Origin of the sequence: Kitasatospora sp. NPDC101176, from assembly GCF_044768035.1 — a bacterium.
GTDB lineage: Bacteria > Actinomycetota > Actinomycetes > Streptomycetales > Streptomycetaceae > Kitasatospora.
Map to the genome: position 1 here is coordinate 35,923 of NZ_JBIWPA010000038.1, position 12,738 is coordinate 48,660.

Genomic DNA, 12,738 nt, shown 5'->3' on the forward strand with positions numbered 1-12,738 from the left:
GGCCCGCCAGCCCCTGTACTGGGTCGATGAACACCGCACCGCGCCCGCTGCTGGACCGCTTCGGCAGGGTCCACACCGACCTGCGGGTCTCGCTCACCGACCGCTGCAACCTGCGCTGCACCTACTGCATGCCGGCCGAAGGCCTGAACTGGCTGCCGAAGGCCGAGGTGCTGAGCGACGACGAGGTGCTGCGGCTGGTGCGGATCGCCGTCGGCCGGCTGGGGATCACCTCGGTGCGGCTGACCGGCGGGGAGCCGCTGCTGCGCCGGGGCCTGCCGGCGCTCGTCGGGCGGATCACCGCGCTCGGGCCGGAGGTCTCGCTCACCACCAACGGGATCGGCCTGGCCCGTACGGCGGTGGCGCTGCGCGAGGCCGGGCTGCACCGGGTGAACGTCAGCCTGGACACCCTGAGCCCCGAGCGGTACGCGCGGATCACCCGCCGGGACCGGATCGCGGACGTGTTCGCCGGGCTGGCGGCCGCCCGGGCGGCCGGCCTCGACCCGGTGAAGGTCAACGCGGTGCCGGTGCGCGGCGTGAACGAGGACGAGATCGTCGCGCTGGCCGAGTTCGCCCTCGAGCACGGGTACCGGATGCGGTTCATCGAGTCGATGCCGCTGGACGCCCAGGGTGCCTGGGACCGGGCGACGATGGTCACCGCCGACGAGATCCTGGCCGAACTCGGCACCCGCTTCGACCTGGTGCCGGTCGGCCGGCACGGCAACGCCCCGGCCGAGGAGTGGCGGATCGCCGGCACCGACACCGTCATCGGGGTGATCGCCTCCGTCACCCGCCCCTTCTGCGGCGGCTGCGACCGGGTCCGGCTGACCGCCGACGGCCAGCTGCGCAACTGCCTGTTCGCCACCGAGGAGTCCGACCTGCGGGCCCTGCTGCGCGGCGGCGCCGACGACGACCGGATCGAGGAGGCCTGGCGGGCCACCATCGGGCGCAAGGGGCCCGGGCACGCCATCGACTCCGCCGACTTCGTCCGGCCCGACCGCCCGATGTCCGCGATCGGCGGCTGACGAGCCCCCGCGGAGGACCCGGGGAGAGGACCCGGGGAACACCGCCGCGAACACGCCCGGGGGCGCACCGCCGGCCGGCGGTGCGCCCCCGGGCGCGGGACGGTCAGGAGAGCGGGGCCGTCAGGTCGTAGAAGGTGGTGGAACCGACCGACTTCGCGGTGAAGTGGCTCGCCACCCAGCTCTCGATCTGGGCCGTCTCGGACTCCTGCTCCCGGCCGTCGCCCCGGCCGCCCTCGGCGCCGTTGGCACCGCCGGCGCCGAAGCCCCGGCCCGAGCCGCCGCCGATGAACCAGTGCACCTTGCCGTCCTGGACGTACTTCTGGAAGCCGGCCAGGCTGAGCGAGGGATCGGTGCCGTTGAAGCCGCCGAGGGCCATCACCGGCTTGCCGGTGGCGAGTTGGTAGCTGGCCGCGTTCTGCGAGCCGCTGGTGGCAGCCGCCCAGGTGTAGTGGTCGGCGTTCTCCTCCAGCAGGGAGGCCGCCTCGTCGCTCACCTTGGTGCCGCCGAGCAGCCCGCCCATGCCCCCGGGGCCGCCCGTGCCCCCGGGGCCGGGGAAGCCGCCCGAGCGGTCGCCGCCGTTCTGGCCGCCGTTGAACCCGTTGCCGCCGTTGAAGCCGCCGCCGTTCTGCCCACCGCCGTTGAAGCCGCCGGTGCCCCCGCCGGACCTGCCGGTGCCGTTCGCGCCGCCGCTGCCGCGCTCCCGGTGACCGCCGTCGCCGCCGTTCGGGAAGCCGCCCGAGCCGTTGCCGTTGCCCGAGCCGTTGCCCGAACCGCCGCCCGGGAAGCCGCCGTTGCCGCCCTGGGCACCGCCGTTGAAGCCGCCGCCCGGGAACCCGCCGCCGTTCTGGCCGCCGCCGGTGAACCCGCCGGCACCGCCCTGCGGCGGGACGCCGTTGACGTTGCCGCCGTTCTGCCCGCCGCCGTTCTGCCCGCCCGGCAGGAACATCCGGCCGTTGCCGGTGAAGCCCTTGCCGCCGCGGCCGCCGCCGCCCGGCCCGAAGGCGCCCTGCACAGCCGGTCCGGCCGTCACGATGGAGCCGGTGTGCGGCGTGCCGACGGTGTCCACCGCGTAGGCCGCCGGACCGCCGAGCGCCGCCGCCAGGCCCACCAGGCCCGACACGGAGGCGATCCGCGCCCCCCGCCTGCCGTCGACCCGGCCCGCGAACTGCCCGGCCACCAGCGCGACCGCCGCGGCCAGGCCGCCGACCAGCACCGCCCAGCGCAGCCACGGCAGGAAGTCCCCGCTGCGCCCGAGCAGGACGAACGCCCAGACCGCCGTCACCGCGAGGGTGCCGGCCAGCACCAGCGCCCACGGCAACCGGTGCCGCGCCCGCCACAGCCCGTCCACGCCCATGCCGACCAGCGCCGCGACGGCCGGGGCCAGCGCCACCGTGTAGTACTGGTGGAAGATGCCGGACATGAAGCTGAACACCAGCGCGGTGGAGAGCAGCGCCCCGCCCCAGACCAGGAACGCCGCGCGCGCGGTGTCCGTCCGGCCGTAGCGGCGGGTCGCCCAGAGGCCGGCGACCAGCAGGATCAGTGCGGCCGGCAGCAGCCAGGCGATCTGCCCGCCGATGTCGCCGTCGAACAGCCGGGTGATGCCGGTCTCGCCCCAGCCGCGGCCGCCGCGCATCGCGCCGGCCGGTGCCTCGATGCCGGCCGGGAGCCGGCCGCCGCCGCCGACGCTGCCGGTCTCGTCGCCGTTGATCCGGCCGAGGCCGTTGTAGCCGAAGGTGAGGGAGAGGAAGCTGTTGTCCTGCGAACCGCCGATGTACGGGCGGGCGGAGGCCGGCAGCAGTTCGACGACGGCCACCCACCAGCCGCCGGCGACCACCATCGCGGCGCCGGCCAGCAGCAGCTGGCGCACCCGGCGCCACAGGCCGGTCGGCGCGACCACCAGGTAGACCAGCGCGAAGGCGGGCAGCACCAGGAAGGCCTGCAGGGTCTTGGTGAGGAAGGCCAGGCCGAACATCACCCCGGTGAACAGCAGCCACCGGGTGCCGGCCGCCTCGATCGCCCGCACCAGCCCGTAGCCGGCCAGGGTGAGCAGCAGGGCCAGCAGCGCGTCCGGGTTGTTGAAGCGGAACATCAGCGCCGCCACCGGGGTGAGCGCCAGCGCGGCCCCGGCGAGCAGACCGCCGAGCGGGGAGAAGCGTCTGCGCACCGTCGCGTACAGCACGCCGACGGTGGCGGCGCCCATCAGCGCCTGCGGGGCCAGGACGGACCAGGAGGAGAGCCCGAAGATCCGCGCCGACAGGGCCATCGGCCACAGCGACAGCGGAGGCTTGTCGACGGTGATGAAGTTGCCGGCGTCGGAGGAGCCGAAGAACAGGGCCTTCCAGCTCTGGCTGCCGGCCTGGACGGCGGCCGAGTAGAAGGCGTTGGCCCAGCCCGAGGCGCTCAGGCCCCAGAGGTAGAGGACGGCGGTGGCGGCCAGCAGTGCCAGCAGGGCCGGGCGCACCCAGCGCGGGTCGTCCTCCCGCCCGCGCCAGGTGCGGGCGGGCAGGGTGCGCAGCCGGCCGGACCAGGAGGCGACGCCCTTGGGACCGGTGGGCGGCAGGGGTTGCTCGGGGAAGAGCGGTGCCGGGTCCGGCTGGGCGGGGTCCGGCTGCGGCACCTCCGGCGGCGGGAAGTTCGCGGCCTCGGGCCACGGGTCCCCGGCCGGAGTGGAGTAGCTGGTCGTGGTCATGCGCCATACGCTGCGTGGCGCGGCTGAGAGGAGCGTGAGACGCGGCTGTGAGGTGGGTGTGATCTCGGGACCGCGCCCCGTTCGACCCTGCCGGAGCCCTGCCGGAGCCCTGCCGGAGCCCTGCCGGAACCTGGCCGGAGCCCTGCCGGCCCCCTGTCGGGTCCGGGCTTCGGCTACGCCGCGGGCGGCATCGAGAGGTGCTTGCCCAGCCACTCCAGGGCCGGGGGGATCTCCCGGGTCCAGGTGTGGAAGTTGTGGCCGGCGGTGTCCAGGGTGATGGTGGACATCTTGGTCGGGGCCTTGAAGGCGCCGACCATGGCCTGGGTCTCGCCGAAGTTGTTCTCGTCGTTGGCGGTGGTCAGCAGCAGGGAGACCGGGGCCGGCGGCTGGTTCTTCAGCCGCCACAGCAGGTCGTTCTCCTGCTTCAGCCGGTCGCTGCCGCCGAAGAGGTCGCCGGTGGTCTCGTCGTGGGCCGCGCTGTAGTAGCCGGAGAGCGCGACCGCCGCGCGGTAGGAGTCGGGCTTGCGCAGCGCGAACTTGAGGGCGCAGTAGCCGCCGGTGGAGTTCCCGATCACGGCGCGGTTCGCCGGGTCGGTGCCGATCCGGTAGGAGGTGGCGAGGGCCTTGGGCAGGTCGCTGGTGAAGAAGGTCTCCACCTGCGGGCCGTTCGGGACGTCGACGCACTCGGTGTCCCGGTTGCCGACGAGCGTGGGGCGGGTCATCACCAGGATGGTCGGCGGCAGCTTCTTCTGCTCGATCGCGGAGAGGGTGGACGCCGGGTACTGCATCAGCGAGATCAGCTTCTCCGGGGTGCCGGGGTAGCCGGTGAGCACCAGGGCCATCGGGAAGCGCTGCTTGGCGTAGTCCGGCTGGAAGTACTGCGGGGGCAGGTAGACGTAGGCCTCGCTGCTCAGGCCGCTGCCCGCTCCTTTGACGTCGACCTTCTGGATCAGCCCGGAGCGGTCGGGTTCCGAGCCCTGGGCGGAGTAGAACTTCTGCTCGCCGGTGACGGACACCCCGGAGGCGTTGGGCGAGTGGTCGACCACTGTGCCCAGGCCGCCGCTGGTGCCGAGCAGGTCGGTCCAGGAGCTGTAGAAGCCGAAGTAGCCGTTGGCGATCAGGCCCATCGCGACCAGCACGGAGACCTGGGCGGCGAGGAAGGCGCCGATCCGGCCCGCCCAGGACTTCCAGCCCTTCCCGCCGAACCGCGGCCAGAGCCACATGGTGGCGGCGAAGACGAGGATCGCGATGACCGAGGCGGCGATCTGGAGCGGGAGGCCGGTGAGACTGAGCACGGGCCGATCGTAGTTGACCTCCGTCGGCGCCCCCGTACGCCCCCTGACGTAGCCCTTCCGCCGGAAACCGCGAATCCGGTTGACCGGCCTGGGCGGGGTCGGCACCATGGCGGCGGGGTCGTGCACGCAGTGTGCACGAGACGTCACCGGGGCGGGGTTCCATGGAGTCCATCAGCAAGACAGGTCTGGCCGTCGGTACCGCGCTGCTGCTCGCCGCGTGCGCCGCGTGCTCCGGGGGCGGCGGTGGTGGCGGTGGTGGTGGCGGGGCGGCCGCTGGGCCGTCCACGGCGACGGTCACCGCGGTGCCGGTGCAGGCCGAGACCCCGACACCCCTCCCCACCCCGACCAGGCCGCCGTACGGCCCGGTGCTCGCCAAGGGCATCGACCCGCTCGCCAAGGCGCTGGCCCAGGTGGCCACGGCGAAGACCCTGGGCGAGTTCGACACCCTGCTCGGCAGGATCGACACCGCCGCGACGACCGCGGGCACCGACCTGCGCTGGGCGAGCGAGCCGCCGGAGGCCGCCACGGCGCGGGCCGAGCTGGTGGCCTCGCTGACCAAGCTCTCCTCCGACGCGGCCGGGGTCCGCAAGGACATCAAGAACAAGGGGGTCTGCGCGCTGGGTTCGGCCCAGGCCGAGCTCGGTGCCTCCGAGGGCCTGGCAGGGGTGGGTTCGGCCCTGGCGAAGATGGCGGCGCTGGGCTTTCAGACGACCTTCGCGGCGCCGCAGACGCCGAAGCAGCAGTCCCGCTCGCTGGACAACGGCACCCTGGTCCGGGAGGGGAGGCTGCGCGGCGAGGGCGTGTTCAAGGTCGACAACGGCGGCAAGTCGGACGCGGTGGTCTCGCTCGCGCTGAACGGCAAGTCGGTGCACTCGGTGTACGTGGCCAAGGGGGCGAAGGCCAGCATCGAGGGCGTCGAGGACGGCACCTACGAGGTGTTCTTCTCCGGCGGCGTGGACTGGGACTCCGACGCGAAGGCCTTCACGCAGAGCTGCCGCTTCACCAAGTTCCAGGACACGCTGGCGTTCGAGACCGGCCGCACCGCGACGTCCTGGTCGATCACCCTCCAGCCGACGGCGGGCGGCAACGCGAAGACCGACAGCGTGGACGCGGACTCCTTCCCGCAGCCGTAGCCCCGCAGGCGTCGGTGCCGGGGTGTCGGGGTGCCGGGTGTCCTGGCCGTCGGACGGATTCTCCCGACTCGTCTTCGCTGCAAGCGTCCTGACTTCTCGTCGGTACCTCCTGGCACCCGCGGTGCCCGGGGGTGCCGTCGGCTGCGCGCGTAACGGGCATACCGGGGCGGATGGCCCCCGCCGGGTGGCACGACCGCCGATCGGCGGTGGCGAGTTCGGTCAGGACGGTTGACCGCTTGAAGTGACCATGGCACTTTCGTGCGGCGCGGGCCTCGGCGACCAGTCGTACACCCCGCGATCCCCCACAAGGAGAGCCATGCTGAAGAGAGTTGTCGCGATGGCGGGTGTGAGCGCCGTCGTCGCGGGCGGGCTGACCCTCGCCGCCGCCCCCGCGCACGCGGTCCAGGCCAGCGACCTGACCTCCACCATCGCCCTGAGCAACTGCTCGGCGTCGCTGGTGCGTTACCCCAGCTCCGTGTCCGCCGACCGGGCGCTCATGCTCACCAACGGCCACTGCCTGCCGACCATGCCCACCGCGGGCCAGGTCATCCAGAACGCCAGCGCGAGCCGCAGCGGCACCCTGCTCAACGGCGCCGGCAACACCCTCGGCACCGTCCAGGCCGACAAGGTGCTCTACGCGACGATGACCGGCACCGACGTCGCGCTCTACCAGCTCACCGACACCTACGCCTCGATCAGCTCCAAGTACGGCGCCACCGCGCTGACCATCAACGACAGCCACCCGGTCGACGGCTCCGCCATGTACATACCCTCCTCGTACTGGAAGCAGGTGTGGAACTGCTCCGTCAACGGGTTCGTGCCCACCCTGCGCGAGGACCAGTGGACCTGGCACGACTCGCTGCGCTACAGCTCCGGCTGCAACACCACGCACGGCACCTCCGGCTCGCCGATCGTCGACTCCGCCAGCGGGCGGATCGTCGGCATCAACAACACCGGCAACGACAACGGCGAGATGTGCACCCTCGACAACCCCTGCGAGGTCGCCGCCGACGGCACCACCAAGGCGTTCAAGGGCCAGAGCTACGGTGAGGAGACCTACTGGTTCACCACCTGCCTCGGCACCAACCGGGCCATCGACCTCAACGTCGCCGGCTGCCTGCTCACCAAGCCCGCCGGCAGCGCCGTCTCCGTGAGCAACCCGGGCAACCAGTCCACCGCGCTCAACGGCTCGGTCAACCTGCAGATCAACGCCTCCGGCGGCACCGCCCCGCTGTCGTACGGCGCGACCGGCCTCCCGGCCGGCCTGTCGATCAACGCCTCCACCGGGCTGATCAGCGGCACCGCCACCGCCGCCGGCACCTCCAACGTGACCGTCACGGTCACGGACTCCGCCGGCAAGACCGCCACCGCGGGCTTCACCTGGACCGTCACCGGCGGTGGCGGCGGCACCTGCACCCCGGCCCAGCTGCTCGGCAACGCCGGCTTCGAGACCGGCAGCGCCTCCCCGTGGACGACCAGCTCCGGCGTCGTCGACAACAGCTCCTCGCAGGCGGCCCACGGCGGCTCCTGGAAGGCCTGGCTGAACGGCTACGGCTCCAGCCACACCGACTCGCTCGCCCAGACCGTCACCATCCCGGCCGGCTGCAAGGCGACGCTGAGCTTCTGGCTGCACATCGACACCGCCGAGACCGGCTCCACCGCCTACGACAAGCTGACCCTCTCGGTCAACGGCACCACGCTGAAGACCTACAGCAACGTGGACGCCGCGGCCGGCTACCAGCAGCGCACCTTCGACCTCTCGTCCTACGCGGGCCAGAGCGTCACCCTGAAGTTCAACGGCGTCGAGGACTCCTCGCTGCAGACGAGCTTCGTGATCGACGACACCTCCGTCCAGACCGGCTGAGGCCCGTCCGGTTCGAGCGCCCGGCCCGCGGAGTCCACGGACCCCGCGGGCCGGGCCCGGCATCGACGGTGAACTCCCCCTCCGCGCCCGTGACGTCGGCGAACGACCGCCGGCCGGCTCCGGGCCGCCCGGTGGCCGGTCCGGACGGATGCCTATCCTGTGGGGATGATCAAGCCGATCGAACTGGTGATATTCGACTGTGACGGCGTCCTCGTGGACAGCGAGGTCATCGCCGTGCGCGTGCTGCTGCGCCTCGGTGCGGAGCTGGGCTGGCCGCTGACCGAGGCCGAGGCGATCGAGCGGTTCGTCGGACGCTCCGAGGCGGCCAACCACACGCTGGTCGCCGACCGGCTCGGGGAGGAGACCGCGCAGGTGTGGGCCAAGCGCTTCGTCGAGCTCCACGCCGAGGCCGTGGACGCCGAACTGACCCCGGTCGACGGTCTGCCCGAGGCGCTGGCCGCGATCACCCTGCCCACCTGCGTGGCCTCCAGCGGCTCGCACGAGAAGATGCGCCACACCCTCGGCCGGACGGGCCTGCACGGGCACTTCGCCGGCCGGATCTTCTCCGCCACCGACGTCGGACGCGGCAAGCCCTGGCCCGACCTCTTCCTGCACGCCGCCCGGTCCATGGGCGTCGACCCGGCCGCGTGCATCGTCGTCGAGGACAGCCGCCCGGGCGTCGAGGCCGCCCGGGCCGCCGGGATGCGCTCGCTCGGCTACGCGGGCGGCGTGACCCCCGCGGAGCGGTTGGCGGGGCCGGACACCGTCGTCTTCGACGACATGCGCCGGCTGCCCGCCCTCATCGCCGCCGGGGCCGTCCAGCCCGCCTAGGGGTCTGCCTGACGCCGCCCGCTACCCGGCCGACAGCGAGCTGCGCGGGCTGGTCGACCGCCTGGTGGCCGCGAGCGCGGAGTTCCGCGAGCTCTGGGCGCGTCAGGACGTCGAGGTCCGGCGCTCCACCCGCAAGCGGATCCTCCACCCGGTGGTCGGCCCGCTCGACCTCGACTGCGAGGCGCTGCACGACCCGCACCGCGATCAGTGGGTGATCCTCTACACGGCGGCGCCCGGCACGCCCTCGCACGCGGCGCTGCGGCTGCTCAAGGTGGTGGGCAGTCAGGACCTCGCCGGCAGTCAGGACCTCGCCGGTGGCCGGGACCTCGCCGGTGGCCGGGACCTCGCCGGCCGTCACGGCCTCACCGACCGCACGGACCTCGCCGCGCGGGGGTGAGGGCCGCCGAAATCCGGTTGCGGGCCCGGCACCCCGGTGGAAGATTCGGGCCCCGTGCCCGGCCCGGTCCACCGGACGGGGTCCGAGCCCGCCGGGCCGTACCCGCAGGTGCGTGAGCCCGGCCGCCGGCACGTGACCGGACCGAGCGAGGGGGAGCCACAGGCATGGGCGCGATGCACGCGGACGAGTGGGACATCGACGAGGCGCTGGTGCGCGCGTTGCTCGCCGAACGGTTCCCGCAGTGGGCCGGCCTGCCGGTCGAACGGGTCGACTCGGCCGGCACCAACAACGCCATGTACCGGCTCGGCGCGGACATGGTGGTGCGCCTGCCGCGGATCCCGGCCGCCGCCGAGGACATCGCCAAGGAGCACGCGTGGCTGCCGCGCCTGGCCCCGGCCCTGCCGGTGCCCGTCCCCGCACCGCTTGGCGTGGGCGGGCCGGTCGCGGGGTACCCGTGGCCGTGGTCGGTCTTCCGCTGGCTGGACGGGGCCAATCCGGTGGCGGGCCGGGCCGAGGAGCCCGCGCTGCTGGCCGGCGACCTGGCCGGTTTCGTCGGTGCCCTGCACCGGGTGGACCCGGCGGGCGGCCCCGCCGCCTACCGCAGCGAGCCCCTCGCGGAACGGGACGGCCAGACCCGGGCGGCGATCGCGGGGCTGCGCGGGATCGTCGACACCCGCGCCGCGACCGACGCCTGGGAGGCGGCCCTGGAGGCCCCGGGGCCGTCCGGCCCGCCCGTCTGGATCCACGCCGACCTGCAGCCGGGCAACCTGCTCGTCTCCGGTGGCCGGCTGAGCGCGGTCATCGACTTCGGGTGCGCCGGGCTGGGGGACGGGGCCGTCGACCTGATCCCGGCCTGGTACGTGCTCCCGGCGGCCGTCCGGGGCGACTTCCGGGCGGCGGTGGGGGCCGACGACGCGGCCTGGGCACGCGGCCGGGGCTGGGCCCTGTCGATCGCGGTGGCCGAACTGGACTACTACCGGGAGACCAACCCCGTCATGGCGGACATCGCCCGCTACGTCATCGCGGAGGTGCTGGCCGAGCACGCCTCGCCGGCCGTCGGCCGGCACGCGTAGCACCTCGCGGGAGCGAGGGCCGCACGGAGCGGTCCGGCAGTCTTTACCGAACGGTCGACCAACGGGCGGCGCCGGGCGGGTAGCGTCGTCGGCATCCACTGAACGCGATGCGCGGACGCCTCCCCCCACCGGGCGGGCGGACCGCGGGGAGGCATGCCGTGAACCCGGTCGACCTGGTGAACGTGAACGTGAACGAGTGCGCGGCCCGGCTGCCGCAGGCCTGGCAGTCCCGGGTGCTGGGGCTGGTCGGGGCCGCCGAGGTGAAGCTGCTGCGGATGGACGGGCGGGAGCTGCCGGTGGAGTCGCACGCCGCGGCCGAGGTGCTGCTGGTCGTCGACGGGGTGCTGCAACTGTCCGTCGAGGAGGCCGACATGACGCTGCGTTCGGGAGAGCTGGTGGTGGTGCCGGCGGGGGCGCGGCACGCGGTCCGGGCGGGGAGCCGGGGGAGTCTGCTGATCGTCGAGACGGCGGGCCCGGGGGAGGGGTGATCGATACGATCGCCCCATGACCGGAATCGACGATCGTGTGCAGCAAGCCGAACGGCTCTACGAGCAAGCGGTTTTCGGGGGCGACACCGGCGCACTGACCCGGGCCGACCGGTGCCTTGACGCGGTCGAGGCGGATCTCGCCCTGGCCCGCGGCCGGGTGGTCCACGCCCGCTTCGTGGCCCGGCAGGAGGAGCCGGAGGAGGAACTGGCGCTCTTCGAACGGGCGGAGCGGCTCTACGCCGGGCTCGGCGACGACCGGGGCCGCGGCGAGGCGCTGTTCTGGATCGCCGCCTACCACCAGGTGGTGCGCGGGGACCACGACACCGCCCAGCCTCTGCTCCGGCGCTCCCTGGACCTCGCCCGCGGGGCCGGCGACACCCTCACCGCCTCCTACGCGCTGCGTCATCTCGGCATCCTCGACCACATGGCCGGCCGCCTCCCGGAGGCCCGCGCCCACCTGGAGGAGTCGACCCGCCTGCGGCGCGACGCCGACTTCGCCCCCGGCGTCGCGGCCAACCTGGTCGGCCTCGCCTACATCGCCGGGCAGGAGCAACGGCGTGCGGAAGCGGCCGAGTTGCTGCGCGAGGCCACCGCGCTCGCGGAGGACGCCGACGCGTACGGCGTGCTCGGGTGGATCACCGGAGCCCGGACGGACCTCGGGCTCGAGCGGGGCTCGGACGGGGTCTGACCCGGGCGAAGGCGCGGCGCGCGGCCCCGGGCGGTCAGGGAGTCAGGCCGGTGCGGTCCCCGGTTCCCCGGCGGCCGCGGCGATCCGCTCGGCCACCGGGAAGTCCGCCCCGCAGCCCGGGCAGGTCGCGGTGCCGAACGCGCAGGCCAGCACGGCCGCGACGGCCGGCCGGTGGTCGGCGACCGCCAGGTCGTACAGGCGGCGGGCGGTGCCGCGGAGGGCCGCCGGGTCGGCCGGTCGCAGCGGGTGGGTCGCGGCGTGGCCGGCCGAGCCGGCGTCGGCACCGGCGGTGGCGAGGGCCCGGCCGCCGGGGCGGGAGTACCGGCCGCGGTCGCCGACGACGACCAGGACCTCCGCCGCGCACGCCGGGCAGGTCAGCTCGTACTGCTGCACGATGATCCCCAGGGTGAGCTCCCCGGCCCAGGCCGGACCGCCCTCGAGGCTCAACTGCGCGTCCAGGGAGGCGGCGTAGTCCCGCACGCAGGGGGCCGTCCGCCGGTGCTCCTCGGCCAGCGCGCGCAGGGCGGCGATCTCGGTGGCGTACCGGGCGCGGACGTCGCCGGCCCCGTGGGGCTGGTCGGCACCCGCCACGATGGCACCGGCCAGGGCCAGGGCGGGCAGGGTGCGCTGCTGGTCGAGCCCGCCCGCGATGTCGAGCAGTCCCGGCAGCGCCGCGAAGCCCGCCGGGTGGACGGTGTCGTCGGGGCACAGGGCGGACCAGAGGGCGTCCCAGCCCTGCGGGGTGGGGTCGGCGGCGAGGCGCGCGAGCCGGACCGGGACGTCCTCGGCGGTGCCGTACGCGTGGGTGAGCCGCGACCAGTCCGTGGTGCCGGACGTGGCGCCCGGCGGCCGGGCGGGCCCCAGCCGGTGCCAGGCGTGGGAGCAGCCGTCGCGGCAGAAGCGCTCCCGGCGCCGGGCGTTGGCGAGCGCCAGCACGTGGACCAGCAGGCGGAAGGCCTTGCGCCGCTCGTGCGGCGGCTCCAGGCGGGCGACCGCCCCCAGCCGGTGCTCGATGCGCCCGCCGGAGAGCAGCACCGAGGGGGTGTGGGTCGGTTTGAGCCCGGCCGGGCGGACGGCGGCCACGCCGTCCTCGGTGGTGGCGCGGGCCTGTACGGCGAACGCGGCGAGGTCCCGCAGCGCGAGCCGCTGCTCCTCGCCGGGCAGCCCGTCGAACCAGTCGATCCCCTGGGCCAGCGGCCGCAGGCCCTGCGCCAGCTCGTTGAGGACCACGTGCCGCTCGGGCAGTTCCCGGGTCACG

Annotated in this window: 10 protein-coding genes and 2 pseudogenes; 9 read left to right on the forward strand and 3 right to left on the reverse strand. The window is 74.4% G+C overall.

The window, feature by feature from the left end:
- The first annotated feature begins 26 nt into the window (after positions 1-26).
- The gene (gene moaA / locus ACIRS1_RS33925) at positions 27-1,022 is read left to right on the forward strand and encodes a GTP 3',8-cyclase MoaA (RefSeq protein ID WP_360213004.1); all 996 of its coding nucleotides are present in this window, start codon (positions 27-29) and stop codon (positions 1,020-1,022) included.
- A gap of 103 nt (positions 1,023-1,125) precedes the next feature.
- Here the strand turns inward: moaA and ACIRS1_RS33930 are convergent, their stop codons facing one another.
- Positions 1,126-3,711, reverse strand: a complete 2,586-nt coding sequence (locus ACIRS1_RS33930; RefSeq protein ID WP_402846024.1) for a glycosyltransferase family 39 protein — start codon at positions 3,709-3,711, stop codon at positions 1,126-1,128.
- Between the two features lie 173 nt (positions 3,712-3,884).
- Positions 3,885-5,006: an alpha/beta hydrolase-fold protein gene (locus ACIRS1_RS33935; protein ID WP_360213008.1), complete on the reverse strand. Its 1,122-nt coding sequence runs from the start codon at positions 5,004-5,006 to the stop codon at positions 3,885-3,887.
- A 161-nt stretch (positions 5,007-5,167) separates the two neighbouring features.
- On the opposite strand from ACIRS1_RS33935, the gene ACIRS1_RS33940 reads away from it, so the two are divergent.
- The 8 genes and pseudogenes from ACIRS1_RS33940 (at position 5,168) to ACIRS1_RS33975 (ending at position 11,480) form a co-directional block, all read left to right on the forward strand.
- Positions 5,168-6,139: a hypothetical protein gene (locus ACIRS1_RS33940; protein WP_402846026.1), complete on the forward strand. Its 972-nt coding sequence runs from the start codon at positions 5,168-5,170 to the stop codon at positions 6,137-6,139.
- A gap of 337 nt (positions 6,140-6,476) precedes the next feature.
- Positions 6,477-7,073, forward strand: a pseudogene (locus ACIRS1_RS33945) (serine protease); the annotation flags it as partial.
- A 204-nt stretch (positions 7,074-7,277) separates the two neighbouring features.
- Positions 7,278-8,003, forward strand: a pseudogene (locus ACIRS1_RS33950) (putative Ig domain-containing protein); the annotation flags it as partial.
- Between the two features lie 165 nt (positions 8,004-8,168).
- On the forward strand, positions 8,169-8,834 hold the full coding sequence (locus ACIRS1_RS33955) for an HAD family hydrolase (RefSeq protein ID WP_360213012.1): 666 nt from the start codon (positions 8,169-8,171) through the stop codon (positions 8,832-8,834).
- Between the two features lie 4 nt (positions 8,835-8,838).
- Entirely contained in the window at positions 8,839-9,231 is a 393-nt protein-coding gene (locus ACIRS1_RS33960) for a hypothetical protein (RefSeq protein ID WP_402846097.1), read from the forward strand.
- Between the two features lie 173 nt (positions 9,232-9,404).
- Positions 9,405-10,304: an aminoglycoside phosphotransferase family protein gene (locus tag ACIRS1_RS33965; RefSeq protein WP_402846099.1), complete on the forward strand. Its 900-nt coding sequence runs from the start codon at positions 9,405-9,407 to the stop codon at positions 10,302-10,304.
- Between the two features lie 158 nt (positions 10,305-10,462).
- Positions 10,463-10,792, forward strand: a complete 330-nt coding sequence (locus ACIRS1_RS33970; protein WP_402846028.1) for a cupin domain-containing protein — start codon at positions 10,463-10,465, stop codon at positions 10,790-10,792.
- A 16-nt stretch (positions 10,793-10,808) separates the two neighbouring features.
- Positions 10,809-11,480, forward strand: a complete 672-nt coding sequence (locus ACIRS1_RS33975) for a tetratricopeptide repeat protein (protein ID WP_402846030.1) — start codon at positions 10,809-10,811, stop codon at positions 11,478-11,480.
- A gap of 42 nt (positions 11,481-11,522) precedes the next feature.
- Here the strand turns inward: ACIRS1_RS33975 and ACIRS1_RS33980 are convergent, their stop codons facing one another.
- On the reverse strand, positions 11,523-12,737 hold the full coding sequence (locus ACIRS1_RS33980; protein WP_402846032.1) for a DUF5958 family protein: 1,215 nt from the start codon (positions 12,735-12,737) through the stop codon (positions 11,523-11,525).
- Position 12,738: the final 1 nt, after the last annotated feature.